Raw genomic sequence first — 15257 nt, 5'->3', positions numbered from 1 at the left:
GCCGGGAGGGCTTAGTTTTGGAGCCACAAACGCCCTGGAGGATAACGTCGACGGCCGCCGAATAACCTGAAAGGCGATGGGTCGCTTAAGTATTATCACAAAGGGCGTTACAATGAGGGATGATAATACAATGAAGGGCAAGCTTGAGCGCCGTGTCGTCGTCCTCGGGTGCGGCAACCCCTTCGCGGGGGACGACGGCGTCGGCCTGGAAGTCCTGCAAGCCTTGAGAGAAACCGGGGAGCTGCCGGACAGGGTGGAGTTGGTCGAGGCCGGCGCGCCCGGGTTCGGACTTCTGGAGTTGATGTACGGCTACGACACGGCGATCATCGTCGACGCCGTCATGGATCCGAAGGGCGAGCCGGGCCGGGTGCTCCAGTGGGAGGAGGGCGACCTGCCGGCGAAAAAAACGGCGGCGCTGTCGGTGCACGACATCGGCATCCGGGATACCCTGGCTTTCGGCAGGCGCACGCTTCCCGAGCAGATGCCTTCGCGCGTGGCGGTGGTCGGGATCACCGTGGCCGGCACCGAGCGCTGGCACATGGGGCTGACGCCCGCGGTGGCCGGGGCCGTTCCCGCCGCCGCCGTCGCAGTCAAGAAGTTAATTGAGGGTCAGACACCAAAATGAGTTTTCGCTCCGGGGAGGGAAAGCCGTGCATGAGATCGGCCTCATCCAGGCCGTTATCGATGAAATAACAAAAGCCGCCGAGGCCAACGGTATCACCCGCGTCAACAAGGTGAGGCTGGTGGTCGGGAAGATGAACGGCGCCATCCCCGACGCCCTGGAGTTCGCCTTTTCGGTCCTGAGCCCCGGGACCATCTTTGAGGGGGCGGCCCTGGAAATCGAGCCGGTGGACGTTACACTGTCCTGCCCGCGCTGCGGCGCCGAGTCGGTGGTGTCTGAGATCGCCTATTTCTGCCCCGAGTGCGGGGCGCGGGCGCGAGTGGTAAAAGGGACCGAGCTTTATATCGACTACTTCGAGGGTGACGACGGAACGGGAGAAGGTGAGAACGATGAAAGTCGTGATGGCGCAGCGCATACTGCGGGCCAACGACCAGGTGGCGCGTGAGAACCGCGAGCGCCTGCGCAATGTCTTGACGGTCAACCTGATCAGTTCCCCGGGGGCCGGGAAGACGACGCTCCTGGAAAAGACCCTGGCAGGCCTGAAAGACAGGCTGCGCATGGCCGTCCTGGAGGGAGACATTTACACCACCCGCGACGCCGAGCGGATCGCCGGCCAGGGGGTGGACGTGGTGCAGATCAACACCCGGGGCCTCTGCCACCTGGATGCGAACATGGTGTCGCGGGCGCTGGACCAGGTCGACCTGGAGGCGGTGGACCTTCTGTTCATCGAAAACGTGGGCAACCTGGTCTGCCCGGCCGAGTTCGACCTGGGCGAGGACTGCAAGGTGGCCGTCCTGAGCGTGGCCGAGGGCGGGGACAAGCCTGCGAAATACCCGCTCGTCTTTCAGCAGGCGCGCGCGGCGGTGATCAACAAGGTCGACCTCCTGGCCCTGAGCGATTTTGACCTCCCGGCGGTACAGGACGAACTGAAGACCATCAATCCCGACCTCGAGATCTTCGTTGCCTCGGTGCGGATGGGTGAGGGGATGGAGGCGTGGCTTAATTGGCTGCAGGAACAGGTAAGGCGGAAGAACGGGGCCCGGTCCGGTACCGGGTAACAATCAAGGGCACGGTCCAGGGCGTCGGTTTCCGCCCCTTCGTCTATAACCTGGCGCGGGCGTACGGCCTGAGGGGCACCGTGCTGAACGCCAGCCAGGGCGTGGTCATCGAGGCCGAAGGGGAGCCTGCGGCCGCCGAGGCCTTCCTTTCCGCCGTGCGGGAGCGCCCGCCACGCCTGGCGCGGATCACCGGCCTGCAATGGGAAACCCTGCCGCCGGCCGGCTACACCGATTTCTCCATCATTACCAGCGAGGACACGGCCGAAAAGGAGGCCCTCGTGCCTCCGGACGTCGCCCTTTGCCCGGACTGCGCACGGGAGACCTTCGACCCGAACGACCGCCATTACCGCTACCCGTTTACGAACTGCACCAACTGCGGGCCGCGGTTCACTATCGTCCGGGACCTGCCCTACGACCGGCCGAAGACTTCGATGGCCGAGTTCCCGATGTGCCCGGACTGCGCCCGGGAGTACCACGACCCCGGTGACCGGCGCTTCCACGCCCAGCCGGTGGCCTGCCCGGCTTGCGGGCCGCACATCGAGGTCGTGGACCGCGACGGCCGCCCGGTGGACGGGCCCTGGGACACCCTGACGTGGGAGGCCCTGGCCGCGGGCCGTATCGTGGCCTTCAAAAGCCTGGGCGGCTTCCACCTGGTCTGCGACGCCCGCAACCCGGAGGCCCTGCGGGAACTCAGACGGCGCAAGGGCCGCGACGCCAAGCCCTTCGCCGTGATGGCCCGCGACCTGGAGACGGTGCGGGAATACTGTTTCGTGAGCGAAGGGGAGGCCGAACTCCTGGCGTCCCCGCAGGCGCCGATCGTCGTCCTGCAGCGGCGGCCGGAGGCGATACTGCCCGATGAACTGGCCCCGGGACTTAAGACCCTGGGGGTAATGCTGCCTTATACCCCTTTACATTTCCTGCTTTTCCAGGGTCCCTTCACCCTGCTGGTCATGACCAGCGGCAACTACAGCGAGCTGCCGCTGGCCAAGGACAACGAGGCCGCCCTGGAGGAGCTGGGCGACATCGCCGACCTGTTCGTCTGGCACAACCGCGGGATCGTCAACCGCTGCGACGACTCCCTGGCGATGGTCGTGGACGGCGGGGTGCAGCTCCTGCGCCGTTCCCGCGGCTACGTGCCCCAGCCGGTGAGGGTCCCGGTGGCCGGCGGCCCCGTGGTCCTGGGGATCGGCGGGGAAATGAAGAACACCTTCTGCCTGTTGAAGAAGGACCAGGCCTTCGTCAGCCAGCACATCGGCGAACTGGACAGCGTCGAGGGGGAGGAGAACCTCTTCTCCTCGCTCCTGAACTTTCAGCGCCTGATCGGCGTCGAGCCGGAGGTCGTCGGCTATGACATGCACCCCGACTACCGCTCCTCGCGCCTGGCGGGGCGGATCGCGGCGCGGGCGCGTTACGCGGTCCAGCACCACCACGCCCATATGCTCTCCTGCCTGGCCGAGCACGGCCGTACCGGGCCGGCCATCGGGGCGATCCTGGACGGTACGGGTTACGGCACCGACGGGACGCTGTGGGGGTTCGAGATCCTGACCGGGGACGACGCCGGGTTCAAGCGGGCCCTGCACCTGGCTCCGGTTCCTCTGCCGGGGGGCGAGCAGGCGGTGCGCCACCCGTGGCGGACGGCGGTAGCCTACCTGGTGACGCACCTGGGCCCCGCCGATGGAGAGCGCGCCGCGCGGCGGCTCTTCGCCGACCGCGGGCGGGACCTGGACATCGTCCTGAAGCTGGTGGAGCGGGGTTTCAACGCCCCGCCGAGTTCCGGCTGCGGGCGGTTCTTCGACGCCGCGGCGGCGCTCCTGGGCTTCCACGGGCGGGCGACCTACGAGGGCCAGGCGGCCGTTGAGCTGGCGGAACTGGTCTGGGACGACCCGAAGGACGGCCTGCGGCAAGGCTCCTATCCCTTTGCGATCCAGGGGGAGGTCATCGACCCGGCCGGGGTGGTGGCGGGCCTGTTGGATGACTTGGATCGCGGCGTCACGCGGGAGACCATCGCCGTGCGCTTCCACAACACCGTCCTGGAGATGGTCCGGGAAGGCGTCCGCCGTGCTGCGGCGGCGACCGGGCTTTCGCAGGTTGCGCTGAGCGGCGGAACGTGGCAGAATAGATACTTGTTGAGCGCCGCACGGGCGCTGTTACCCAAAGACGGCTTTGAGGTCCTGTGCCACCGGCGGGTGCCGGCCAACGACGGCGGGCTCTGCCTGGGACAGGCCGTGATTGCCTATCGGAGGTGGGAGAGGGATGTGTCTGGGAATTCCGGGGTTGGTTGTTGAAGTTGATCCGGAAACGAACACCGCAGTAACCGATGTTTTCGGGGTTCGGCGCAAGGTGAACACCCTTCTGGTGGGCGAGGTGAAGCTCGGAGAGTACCTGATGGTGCACACCGGCTTCGCCATCGAGAAGGTGGACGTGGAAGAGGCGCAGGAGCGCCTGAAGCTCTGGAAGGAGATCCTGGCCGATGCCCAGCCGGGTGCTTGAGGAACTGCGTGATCCCGCCATCAGCCGGGGGCTTCTGGCGAAAGTCACCGCCCTGGCCGAGCAGGCGGCGGAGAAGCTGGGCCGGCGGGCTGTGTTCATGGAGGTCTGCGGCACCCACACCGTGGCTATCTCCAGGGCCGGCCTGCGCAGCCTTCTGAGCGACTACGTGGACCTGCGCAGCGGTCCCGGCTGCCCGGTCTGCGTCACGGATTATGAAGACATCGACCGCATGGTGGCCTTCGCCCGGGAGCCGGGGATCACCGTCGGCACCTTCGGCGACATGGTCCGCGTCCCCGGGAGCCTTGCCTCCCTGGAGCGGGAGAAGGCGCGGGGCGCCGACGTGCGCGTCTTCTACTCCCCGGCCGACGCCGTTGACTGGGCGGCGGCCCATCCGGAGAAGCAGGTGGTCTTCCTCGGCGTGGGCTTCGAGACCACGGCGCCGACGGTCGCCCTGAGCGTGGCCATGGCCCGCGCGAAAGGAGTTAAGAACTACAGCGTCTTCTCGGCGCACAAGGTCGTGCCGCCGGCCATGCGCGCCCTGGTCGCCGACCCGGAACTGGCCCTGGACGGCTTTATCCTTCCGGGGCACGTCAGCGCCATCATCGGGCGGCGGGCCTTCGACTTCATCGCCGCCGAATACGGCCTGCCGGCCGTGGTCTGCGGCTTCGAGGCGGTGGACATCGTCGACACCCTGCACCGGCTGCTGACGCAGGTGCTGCAGGGCGAGGCGCGGGTGGAGAACAGCTACACCCGCGTGGTGCGCGAGGAGGGCAACCGGCGCGCCCAGGCCGTCATGGCCGAGGTCTTCGCCATCGGGGACGCCTCCTGGCGGGGGATCGGCGTGATCCCCGGGAGCGGAATGTATCTCAAGGATGAGCTGGCCGACTTCGACGCCGCGCGCCGCTTCACCCTGGAGGTACCGCCGCCACGCATCCCGAAGGGCTGCCTCTGCGGCGCCCTGATGAAGGGCCTGCTCACGCCGCGGGACTGCCGGCTGTTCGGGACGGCCTGCACCCCCACCCACCCGGTGGGGCCCTGCATGGTTTCGTCGGAAGGGGCCTGCGCGGCCTATTACCAGTACGAGCAGCGGTAGCTTTTCATCGGCAAATATTTACCGGGGGCCGGGGGTCTCCACCGGAACGGCTTGCGGAGCGTCGGTAACGACTCTTGGCGAAGGAGCGGTACCCGTTTCCGTCCGACGAGGACGTGAACGGGCGTTTCCGAAAGCAACGGACGCGGCATGGCCGCGTCCCTAACAAAAGCGCCCGTGAACAATCCGCAGGAGGACTGGAAACGGTCCGCGACGAGACTAGAGTCGTCGACGCGAAGCACCGGGAAGTGAAGGGGGAGACCCCCGGCCCCCAGTGTGCAACAGTTTGAAATGTAAGTTTTCGGAGGGCGTTCTTATGCCGGATAGAAACCATGCGGAGAGCAACGTGATCCTCCTGGCCCACGGCGACGGGGGCCGGCTGACGCACGAACTGGTGACCGAGCTTTTCTTCCGCCACCTGGGCAACGAGACCCTGGTACAGCTGACCGACGCCGCCGCCCTGCCCGTTGAGGAGGGAATGATCGCCCTGACAACGGACTCCTTCGTCATCAACCCGCCCTTTTTCCCGGGCGGCGACATCGGCAAGCTCGCGGTCTGCGGGACGGTCAACGACCTGGCGGTCAGCGGGGCGCGCCCGCGCTACCTTACGGCGTCCTTTTTGATCGAAGAGGGCCTGCCGGTCGCCGACCTGGAGAAGATCGTGGCCTCGATGGCCGTCGCCTGCGCCCGGGCCGGGGTGCGGGTCGTGGCCGGGGACACGAAGGTCGTGGCCCGCGGACAGCTGGACCGGATCTTCATCAACACCACCGGGGTGGGCATCATCCCGGAGGGGGTGGACCTGGGCTACCACCGCCTGCAGCCCGGTGACCGGGTGCTGGTCAACGGGACGATGGGCGACCACGGCATGGCCATCCTGGCCGCGCGCGAGGATTTCGGCTTCGAGCACGAACTGGTCAGCGACTGCGCCCCGCTTGACGGACTGGCCCGGCTGCTGGTCGAGGGCCTTGGGGACGGCCTGCGACTGATGCGGGACCTGACGCGGGGCGGCCTGGCGACCGCGGTGAAGGAAATCGCGGTCAGTGCCGGGCGGGATATCCGGCTGGAGGAAGAGGCCGTTCCCGTCGGCAGGCACGTCCGGGGCGCGGCGGAGATGCTCGGGCTGGATCCCTTCTACCTGGCGAACGAGGGCAAGCTTATGGCCGTCGTGGCCGCGGAACGGGTGAATCAGGCCCTGGAGCTGATGCGCGGCCACGAGTTCGGGCGCCAGGCGGCCGTCATCGGCGAGGTGGATGAAGGGACGGGGCAGGTCTACCTGCGCACCGCTCTCGGGGGGACCAAGCACCTGGACCTGCTGGCCGGCGCCCCCCTGCCGCGCATCTGCTAAAGTATTTGCCGGCAAGAACACAGTAAAGGCCCGGTAACGGTTTCTTGACAGGCACCTCTGGTTTCTCAGAGGTGCCTTATTATGTGCGCCCGTTTTTGCTGGTGGAAAAGATCAACGAGATAACCGTCCGTCTGCGGGCAGCAATGAGAGGAGGTGATGCAAAACGGGGCATGATCCCGTACCTGTTTATTACCATGGATAAAGAAGAATAGATAGCCCGGGTTTCCCCCGGGGCTCTCTGTTTTTTAAGTTAGGGGCCTGACCCCTTACTTAAAAGGCGTTGATGACGAGGCCGGTGATCAGCTTGGGGTAGAAGTAGGTGGACTTCTGGGGCATCCTGTCCCCGGCCTCGGCGACGTCGACCATCTCCTGGACGCTGGTCGGGTTGAGGAAGAAAGCGTGGGTATACTCGCCACGGTCGACGCGGGCCAGGGCCTGCTCTTCCTCGCGGGTGTAGGTGATGGGACCGCCCTGGCGGGCCCGTTCCCCGGCGCCGATGCCCAGGTGCGGCTCAAGGATCAGGTGATGCAGGATGGCGACATCCAGCTGCTGCCAGGCCGGAGAACGGCCGGCCGGCATCAGGGCGCGCAGGTCCGCCCCGGGGCGCAGGGTCAGGTAGTACAGGTTGCCTGCTCCCGCGTAGAGGCCGAAGGAGTGGCGGCCCAGCTCGCGCAGCCGGCGGAAGAACTCCGCCGGTTTGCCGGCGAAGCTTTCGACCGTGAAGAGGGGCGCCAGGGCGGCCAGGAGGTCCGGCGACGGGCATGTCCGCACGGCGCGCGCGAGGCGGTGCGTGGGCAGAATGACCAGCCCCGGGTCATAGAGGTTGACGAGGACCATCAGGACGTTATGGTGGAGCCCCGGTTCCGGGTGTTCCTGCGCGTAGGCCAGGGCCGTTTCATAGCGGTGGTGACCGTCGGCGATGTAGATCCGCCGGGGGCGCAGGGCCGATACCAGGCGGTTGATCGGCTCCGGCGCGGAGATCACCCACAGCCGGTGGACATGGCCCTCTTCATCGGTGAAGACGGTGTCGGGTTCCGCGGCGGCCGCCTCCCGGAGAATCCGGTCCGTGGCCATGGATTCGTCGGTGTAGAGGCCGAAGACCGGGCTGAAGTTGGCGCGGCAGGCGCGCAGGAGATTTAAGCGGTCTTCCTTGGCCTTCGGCAGTGTCTCTTCGTGGGGCAGGACCTGCCCCTCGCTGAAAGGGGTGAGCGCGACGCCGCAGAAGAAGCCCCGGCGCCGGTAAACGCGGCCGGCGACCGTGAACTCCTGTTCGTAAAGGTAGATCGCCGGGCGGTGCTCACGGAGCAGGACGCCTTCCTGTTGCCAGGCGGCCAGCGTGTCGCGGGCGCGGGTGTAGCGGTTGTTGTCCTCATTATCACCGGGGAAGGTTTTGCCGTATTCGAGGCGGATGATGTTGTGGGGGCTCCGGTCATAGTAACGTTCCTGGGCCTCGGGCCCGATTACGTCGTAGGGCGGGGTGACGACGGCGGCAAGACCGGGGATCAGTTCGGGGTTGTAGCGTAGCCCGCATAGCGGGACGATGGTGGCCAAGGTGTTGCTCCTCCTCCAATGCCTGGTTTTAAGTTGGGGGTCAGACCCCACTTTTAAGTTTTTTAAGTTAGGGGTCTGACCCCTAACTTAAAACCTGGGCGTCCAGCGGTCGTGGTCACGCGTGCGGTACTTGTCCATGGTGCGCTTGAAGGCTTCTTCCAGGTTGATCCCCTGGGCGTTGGCGAAACAGGCGATGATGAACAGGATGTCGGCCAGCTCCAGGGCCAGGTCTCCGGGAGGCTCGCCCGGCTTCTTCGGTTTTTGCCCGAAGCGGTGGTTGACTTCGCGGGCGAGTTCCCCGACCTCTTCAGCCAGGCGGGCGAGCATCGTCAGGGGGTGGAAATAGCCCTCTTCATACTGGTCGATGTAGCGGTCCACCACCGCCTGCATCTCACTGATTTCCACCTTTGAAAGCCGCTCCTTTCGTATCCAAACCTCCTCCATTTTAGCATATCGGCCGGGACCGGTGCGTAAGATTGAGCAAGTCTGCCCGGAGGAGGCAATGGGATGCGTTCGTATATCTTGCCCCGGAAGCCCATGACCATTGCCGTGGCCGTCCTGGCCCTGCTGTTTCTCGCGTATCTCGGGCTGAAAAGCCATGCGCAGAACGTCAGCCTGGAGCGGGAGAACCTGCTCGGCCAGGCCATCGAGAAGACGAAGGCCAGCAAGAGCTACCGCTACCGTATCGATTCCCGGCTCGCCGGCGAGGACGGCGCCAACTATATGAGCCGGGTCACCGGTGAGCAGGCGGGCGACCGCGTGCACGTCAAGGGGACCTTATTGAACAGCGCCTTCGAACTGGTGCAGGTCGGGGATGAGAGCTACCTGAAGGACCAGGTCACCGGAGGATGGATCAACTTTAAAGGCAACCGCCTCGCCCAGACCGAGCTCTTCGTGAACGAGATCACCCCGCTGGCCGTCCTGAATTTCAAGGATGTCCCCGAGATGAATTACAAGGGGAAAGAGAAGAAGAACGTCATCCTGGAGATCCGTCCGGTGGTGCAGAATCCCTATCTCGAAACGCTGTTCACCGACCACCGTTACCGCATCGCGGTCGACCCGAAAAAGAAGCTCATCACGAAGGTCCACATGGAGGCGACCAGCCGCGAGAACGAAAAGCAGAAGCTGGTCATCGACATCGCGTTCTGGGACTTCGATAAGGACATCAGGATCGAAGCGCCGAGATAAATGAGGGGGTGGCGGAAGCCACCCCCACGTATGTGCAGACGCTAAACCCGGAACCGGGCCGCGAGCTTATCCAGCTCGCCCGCCAGGGCGGTCAGCTCTTCGGTGGCGGCCGAGACCTCCTCCATCGCCGCCGTCTGCTCCTCGGTCGTCCCGGCGACGTTCTGGACGCCGGCCGACATCTCCTCGGCGGCGGCGGCCACCTCCTGGACCTGGCGGGCAAGGTCTTCGATGGCGGCGGTGATGGCCTTGATATTGGCCCCGACCTCGTTGATCACCTTGCTCCCGGCGGTGACCTCCGCCGCTCCGGCGGCCATAACCTCCACGGCCTTCTTGGATTCGCTCTGGACGGTGGTGATCAGCCCGTAGATCTCCTTGGCGGCGTTGGCCGACTGCTCGGCCAGCTTACGCACCTCCTCGGCGACGACGGCGAAGCCCCGGCCCTGCTCCCCGGCGCGGGCGGCCTCGATCGCGGCGTTTAAGGCCAGGAGGTTGGTCTGGTCGGCGATGTGGGTGATCAGGTCCACGATCTGGGTGATCTGGCCGGACGTTTGGTGCAGGGTGTTGATGACCTCGGCCGTTTCGTTCGTGGCCTTTTCAATGGTCTTCATCTGCCCGATGACCTGTTCGACGCCCTTTGCGCCTTCCGCGGCCTTGCCCGCAGCCTGTTCGGACGCCTCCGACACCGTCTGGGCGTTTTGGGTCACCTGCTCCACAGTGGAGGCCATCTCGCTCATGGTGGAGGCTGTTTCGTTCGCTCCGGCGGCGGTCTGCTCGGCCTGGGAGGCGAGCTGGGAGGCCGACTCGGCCACCTGCCGGGAGGTCCGGGTCATGTTACCGACGATCTCCCGCAGGTTGGCACGCATATGGTTAAAGGCCTCGGCCAGGCGGGCGATCTCGTCCCGGGTGCGCACCACCAGTTCCTCGCCCGTGAGGTCGCCGTCGGCGATACGGCCCGCCTCGCGGACGGTGGCCAGGATCGGCCGGGTGATCATCCGGGTGATGAAAAGCGCCAGGAACAGGCCGATCAGCAGGGCGACGCTACTGACCAGGATGATGGTGGAGCGGCTCATCGCGGCGGCGTTCCGCATATTGTCTACCACCTTCCCGGTCTTCGTCTCATTCTCCGCCACCAGTTCGGTCAAGAGCTGATTCACTTCGGTGCCGTACGCGTTTACGCTTTGAGCGGCGGCACTGGCTTCCGCATATTTCCCTTCCACGGCAAGGGGCAACACCTCACTGTCAATATGACGGTCGTATTCGGTAACCTTGCTGAGCACTTCCTCCAGCTTGGGCCTGGCCTGGGTGGAACAGTTGTTAAGGCGCTTTTCCAGTAACGTCTGGGTGTTCTTGATGTCCTCTTCAAACTCTTCAGCGTATTTCTGGTCACCCCATAGCAGGTAAGCACGTAAATCTCTTGATGCTTCCTTGAAAGCATCGGCAATCTGGTAGTCGAGGCTCAGCCGCACCACCCTCTGCTCCACCTCTCCGGAATCTGAAATCGTTTGGTTCATGACCAGGGCGGACTGGACGGCCACGACGCACAGGAGCAGCAGTACAACAAAGAATCCCCCACCGATTTTCATGCCTACGGATAGCTTCATCCCGTCTCCTCCTCATCTTCATTTGAAACCAAACCCTTACGCCACATGCTCGAGGTCGATGACGAGCCATATCGCCCCGGGCTTCTTGACGATGCCCCGCAGTATGTTGCCGTTCAGCCCCGCCGCCTCCGGCCCCTCCATTTCCTGTTCGGTGTAGGTGTTGACTTCCAGGACACGGTCGACGATCAGGCCGAAGAGCTTGTCCATGGACTTGACCAGGATGATCCGGGTATGCTGGTCCACGGGGATCCTGTCCAAACCAAGGCGGCGGCGCAGATTCAGGACGGGCAGCACCTTGCCCCGAAGGTTGATGACCCCCTCCATGTACGGGGGCATTTGGGGGAGAGGCGTTATTTCGGTAACCCTCAGGATCTCATGGACATCGGCGATGTCCAGCGCGTAGCAGTTATCGCCCACTTCAAAGATAACCAGTTGCGCCTCGGACAGTTGAATCACCTCCCTTCCTTTCCGCGTTTACCCTCGGCGGCCCGGACGATGCCCGACAGAAGATCGACCACGCGGCAGCCGTCGTAACCCGGGTGCCCGTTCTTCTCGCAGACGATGATTTCATACCCCCGCACCTCCAGGCGAACACAGGCGCCGCGCCGGGTAATGGCGGCTGAAAGCCCGTCCACCAGCCGGACGAGGCGGTAAGCGGGTTTGAGTTGAGCCGGGAAGGTGGCGGGAAGCTCCTCTTCCTCATGGTGGTGGTAACGGATCAGAGTGGCGACGGTATCGCTGATGCGGTAGTCACGAGCGGCGAAGGCTGCGCTGCGGGCGGCATGCCGCCGGCCGTCCTCGAAGACGTCGGCGGGGCGCACACGGTCTTCGACCGCCAGCCGCGGTTGGATCTTCCCCATATCGTGAAAGACCAATGTTTCGACAAGGGATTTCCGCTTAACCCCGACCAGCGCCGGGATGCCCTGCTGATCGAGATCGGCCAGAAGGTGCAGGCAGTTGACGACGTGCTGGTAACAGCCGTCGGCGATGACGCCGGTAATGACGATTTCACCGGTATGGGGCTGGTATTCGTCCGTGTATTCCGGGATGGACCGCAGGCGTTCTTCCAGGGTACGGTCGGGGAAAAACAGGCGGGCCAGTGCAAGGTTGGGCTGCATGGCGGACGAGAGCATGGGGACCTCCTCTTAACGGCGCAGAATTTAAGATAAAAAGACCCGTGCCGGTCAGGACGGGTCCGGTGCTCAAAAGATGCACATGGACGGCACGCAACCCGGCAACTGGCTGGCATAGCGGTATTCCGCCTTAGCCCCTTTAGCTTTGCGCCGCCACCTTTAAGTGGCTTTGCCCTTGATCGGAACTGCGAAAAGGATAGGGGACAAATGGAAAATCTGTGCCAATCTAACCATAGTGCTCAGGTTATAACAACGGGAATTATGTCGAAATTAATGAACTATTCTATAAATTTTGGGAAGAACGTCAATAAAACGGGAATAACCCGTGGCATGGAACTATCGGTGCAGGTAGACTTTAGTAGATGAGTAAGGGTGCGCAGGGGAAAGATTCGGGAGAGCGATGGATCTGACCGGGGCCGCAGGTGTTTGGGCCTACAGCTACTTTAACGATTACGGTGACCTTCGGCGCCAGGTCCGCGCGGTTGTGGCCCATTCGGTAGTCGGCAACCACAGGATAATCTGCAGCGTTCCCCACTCGGTGGCGGGCCTGGTGTTTGACCAGTGCCTTCGCCTGTGCGGCGGGCGACCCGTTCTAATGGCCCCCGAGGATTTTCGCCGCTGGTGGGGTTGTGAATCCGGGGCAACGCGGCGGGCGCTGGAGCAGGCGGTCTCGGATGCCTTGCGGGAAGGGTGGCAGGGACTGACGGTAATCATAGACGCCGACTACACCGGGATGCAGGACCGGCTTGCGACTATCGAGACCGGTGGCCTGGCGCTCGGTGGACGGCTCAGCTTCTTTTCTTTCTTGGGGGTCCTGGGCGCTTCGAAACTGTCACTCTCTTTAGCGGTCCAGAAGCGCCTCGATTTGCGGCCGGTCCTATATATGGACCGGGACTCCTGGGAGGTCGAGGTGCTGGGGCGTCCGGTCGACCTTTCCCCGGCGGAATTTGACCTGCTCCTGCTGTTGGCCCGGATTCCCGGGCGTGTGGTACGCTACGGGGAATTGCAGATTGGGACCCGGGGTGGCGCCGGGCGGAGGACTCTAGCTGCACACATCTATAACCTGCGGAAGAAGATCGAGCCCGACCCTGCCCATCCCGCCCTGGTCAAAACGGTGCGCGGGGTCGGCTACCGGTTTGCCCTGCCGTAGGGTCCCGGGCGAATAGGCCCCTCCGTGGAAAATGCCGGGCGGGCGTGAAATGTCCGGAGGCTGTTTTTTCTCGGCCTCGCTGGCGCGGTTCAACGGAGGGGGACCGCCATGGTCTTCTTTAAACTCCCGAACACCTACATGGTCCTTGTCTACGGGGATCCGGTCCATCTTCACCGTCAACTGGCCGGGCTGATCAAGCATGTGTGCCTGGCCGACCGGAAGGTTATCTGTTGCATACCGGAGCCGTTAAGCCGCGCGCTGGCGGGAGAGTTCGGGGAGATCGTCAACCGCCGGCTGTTTTTCCTTGTGCTCGAGGAATACCGTGTCTGGTATGCCGGTGAGCCGTATCTGGTAAGGCGCAACGCGGAGGCGATCGCCCGCGGGGCCCTGGCCGAGGGGCGAACGGGCGCCGCCCTGGTTGAGGTGGAATACCCGCCGGGGGAACGGGGGCCGTACGGCCTGAGCTGGCCGGTAAGGGAGAAAGTCATCCAGGCCATCGCCGGCCTGCCTTTGTCCGTTTTCTGCTTCCGCCCGGCCGGCGTCCCCCCGGCGACGGACAAAGGGACGGACGGTCTTCCAGGCGCTCACGGGCCCGGCGACACCCTCAACCGCGCCGGGCTGATATTGGACCGTGCAAGCGGGCTGGTAAAGGTGTACGGCAGGCCGGTCAAGCTCTCGCCTATGGAGTCGCGCCTCCTCTGGTTTCTCGCTTCCCATCCGGGCAGGGTCTTTTCCCGGCGGGAACTGCTGCAGGCCGTTTGGGGCTATTCTTACGGAGACCAGACGGTTGCGGCGCATATCCACCACCTGCGCCGGAAGATCGAGCCCGACCCGGCCCGCCCGGTGTTTATTAAAACCGTGCGCGGGGTGGGCTACCGCTTCACCCCCTAAAAGTCCACCCCGAGCAAACGGGTGACGTGGGCGATGGGGTTGAAGACGGTGGCCGTTGCCGAGCCGGCGAAGAGCAGGCCGACGGCACGGTTGGACGTGTCGACGACAAGCGATCCGCTGTCGCCTTGATCACTCAAGTCGCCGGCCAGGACCTGGTCCTCGAAGACGGCGGTCCGGTTTCCGGTGTAGGCGACGGTGACGGTGGCGTTGATGTAGGTTACGGTGCCCGTCGAGACCCCGCTGGTGCGCCCGCTGATTTTCACCGTGTCCCCCAGCTCGACCTTTTCTTTTGTCCCGCGTACCGGGCCGAGTTCGAGGATCTCGGGCCGGACCGCGGACGGTTTCACCGGGGCGGCGACGGCGGCGTCGACCAGGTTCAGACCGCCGCTGCGCCGGACGAGGCGGACGCTGTACTGGGGGCGAAAGGCGGCGAGCAGGTTGTTCAGGCCGCGCTCGAAGCGGCGGGCAATGGGGCAGGTGGGCGCGGCGGTACGGAAGGATATGGGGACGAACCGCGCGAGCCGGCCGATGGTGTCCGGGCCATCGCGCCCCCCGTCATACGGCCCGGGCTGCAGGACGGAGTCGCCGGCCTGTGCCCGTCCGTCCTTTCCGTCGGTGGCGTTGGCCAGGATGTGGTTGTTGGAAAGGATGAGAGGCTCACGGGTGGCGGCGTCGTAAACGACGGCGCCGAAGGTCCCCGCGGTGGAACGGTAGTGGCCGATACTCACCCCGGGCATCGCCGGGCGCCAGCGCGCCGTGCGCCGGGAGAAGGCGGTGAACTCTCCCACGGCCACGACGTCGGTGGGCACGCCTCCGACGGCCGGCGGGATACGCTCGGCGGGCCGCAACTCGCTGAGAGGGCGCTTTTGGGCGACGAAGACGGCCAGGGCGAGGCGGTCCGTCCGGTTCCCCCCGGTTACCTTGTAGCCGATGCCGACCCCGAGGACGCCGGGCAGGTGCATAATGCGCCGGCGATGATCGGCCAGGGCCTGAAAGTAAACTAACAAAGCCGTCACCTTCCTCTGTTCCCGCTTTTTGGAATCAAGTTATGAAAGAGGGCGGAGAAAGGTGAGGAAGGGCGCCGTGTGATAACGAGAGCGAATTGACAGGAATCGCCGCTTCCTGATATAATGGGCCA

The 15257-nt window shown here is 64.7% G+C and carries 16 protein-coding genes and 1 riboswitch; of the genes, 10 read left to right on the top strand and 6 right to left on the bottom strand.

The annotated features are described in order from the left end of the window. The first annotated feature begins 130 nt into the window (after positions 1-130). From QMC81_01275 to hypE, 7 genes are all read left to right on the top strand, one after another. On the top strand, positions 131-625 hold the full coding sequence (locus tag QMC81_01275; GenBank protein ID MDI6906104.1) for a hydrogenase maturation protease: 495 nt from the start codon (positions 131-133) through the stop codon (positions 623-625). A 25-nt stretch (positions 626-650) separates the two neighbouring features. Beyond that, the gene (locus QMC81_01270; protein MDI6906103.1) at positions 651-1067 is read left to right on the top strand and encodes a hydrogenase maturation nickel metallochaperone HypA; all 417 of its coding nucleotides are present in this window, start codon (positions 651-653) and stop codon (positions 1065-1067) included. Further along, complete coding sequence (gene hypB, locus QMC81_01265) at positions 1012-1680, top strand: hydrogenase nickel incorporation protein HypB (protein MDI6906102.1); 669 nt, start codon at positions 1012-1014, stop codon at positions 1678-1680. Before QMC81_01270 ends, hypB begins: the two co-directional genes overlap by 56 nt. Then, complete coding sequence (gene hypF, locus QMC81_01260) at positions 1626-3965, top strand: carbamoyltransferase HypF (GenBank protein MDI6906101.1); 2340 nt, start codon at positions 1626-1628, stop codon at positions 3963-3965. Before hypB ends, hypF begins: the two co-directional genes overlap by 55 nt. Beyond that, positions 3934-4170, top strand: coding sequence for a HypC/HybG/HupF family hydrogenase formation chaperone (locus QMC81_01255; protein ID MDI6906100.1), 237 nt, complete (start codon positions 3934-3936; stop codon positions 4168-4170). Before hypF ends, QMC81_01255 begins: the two co-directional genes overlap by 32 nt. Next, on the top strand, positions 4151-5263 hold the full coding sequence (hypD, locus tag QMC81_01250) for a hydrogenase formation protein HypD (protein ID MDI6906099.1): 1113 nt from the start codon (positions 4151-4153) through the stop codon (positions 5261-5263). The genes QMC81_01255 and hypD overlap by 20 nt, the downstream gene beginning before the upstream one ends. Before the next feature lie 313 nt (positions 5264-5576). Continuing rightward, positions 5577-6605, top strand: a complete 1029-nt coding sequence (gene hypE / locus QMC81_01245) for a hydrogenase expression/formation protein HypE (protein ID MDI6906098.1) — start codon at positions 5577-5579, stop codon at positions 6603-6605. 270 nt (positions 6606-6875) lie between these two features. Here the strand turns inward: hypE and QMC81_01240 are convergent, their stop codons facing one another. Both QMC81_01240 and QMC81_01235 read right to left on the bottom strand, forming a co-directional pair. Further along, positions 6876-8156: a DUF1015 domain-containing protein gene (locus QMC81_01240; protein MDI6906097.1), complete on the bottom strand. Its 1281-nt coding sequence runs from the start codon at positions 8154-8156 to the stop codon at positions 6876-6878. 87 nt (positions 8157-8243) lie between these two features. After that, on the bottom strand, positions 8244-8561 hold the full coding sequence (locus QMC81_01235; protein MDI6906096.1) for a nucleotide pyrophosphohydrolase: 318 nt from the start codon (positions 8559-8561) through the stop codon (positions 8244-8246). Positions 8562-8663: 102 nt separating this feature from the next. Here QMC81_01235 and QMC81_01230 point away from each other — a divergent pair, with 102 nt between their 5' ends. Next, positions 8664-9344 (top strand): hypothetical protein, encoded by a 681-nt coding sequence (locus QMC81_01230; protein MDI6906095.1) that lies wholly within the window; start codon positions 8664-8666, stop codon positions 9342-9344. A gap of 41 nt (positions 9345-9385) precedes the next feature. On the opposite strand, the gene QMC81_01225 is transcribed toward QMC81_01230, so the two are convergent. From QMC81_01225 to QMC81_01215, 3 genes are read right to left on the bottom strand one after another with little or no spacing between them, the layout of a single operon-like run. Continuing rightward, positions 9386-10945 (bottom strand): methyl-accepting chemotaxis protein, encoded by a 1560-nt coding sequence (locus QMC81_01225; protein MDI6906094.1) that lies wholly within the window; start codon positions 10943-10945, stop codon positions 9386-9388. 36 nt (positions 10946-10981) lie between these two features. Next, positions 10982-11401, bottom strand: a complete 420-nt coding sequence (locus QMC81_01220) for a chemotaxis protein CheW (GenBank protein ID MDI6906093.1) — start codon at positions 11399-11401, stop codon at positions 10982-10984. Next, positions 11398-12078, bottom strand: a complete 681-nt coding sequence (locus QMC81_01215; GenBank protein ID MDI6906092.1) for a metal-dependent phosphohydrolase — start codon at positions 12076-12078, stop codon at positions 11398-11400. Before QMC81_01215 ends, QMC81_01220 begins: the two co-directional genes overlap by 4 nt. Positions 12079-12175: 97 nt before the next feature. Continuing rightward, positions 12176-12262: riboswitch (cyclic di-GMP riboswitch) on the bottom strand. Between the two features lie 216 nt (positions 12263-12478). Between QMC81_01215 and QMC81_01210 the strand changes: the two genes are divergently transcribed. Beyond that, positions 12479-13228, top strand: a complete 750-nt coding sequence (locus tag QMC81_01210; GenBank protein ID MDI6906091.1) for a winged helix-turn-helix domain-containing protein — start codon at positions 12479-12481, stop codon at positions 13226-13228. Between the two features lie 108 nt (positions 13229-13336). Next, positions 13337-14119 (top strand): winged helix-turn-helix domain-containing protein, encoded by a 783-nt coding sequence (locus tag QMC81_01205; protein ID MDI6906090.1) that lies wholly within the window; start codon positions 13337-13339, stop codon positions 14117-14119. Here the strand turns inward: QMC81_01205 and QMC81_01200 are convergent. Continuing rightward, positions 14116-15126: a hypothetical protein gene (locus tag QMC81_01200; GenBank protein ID MDI6906089.1), complete on the bottom strand. Its 1011-nt coding sequence runs from the start codon at positions 15124-15126 to the stop codon at positions 14116-14118. The genes QMC81_01205 and QMC81_01200 overlap by 4 nt on opposite strands. Positions 15127-15257 lie beyond the last annotated feature (131 nt).

Source organism: Thermoanaerobacterales bacterium (assembly GCA_030019475.1).
Classification (GTDB): Bacteria; Bacillota; Desulfotomaculia; order Desulfotomaculales; family JASEER01; genus JASEER01.
This window is presented reverse-complemented; position numbering and strand designations above follow the sequence as displayed.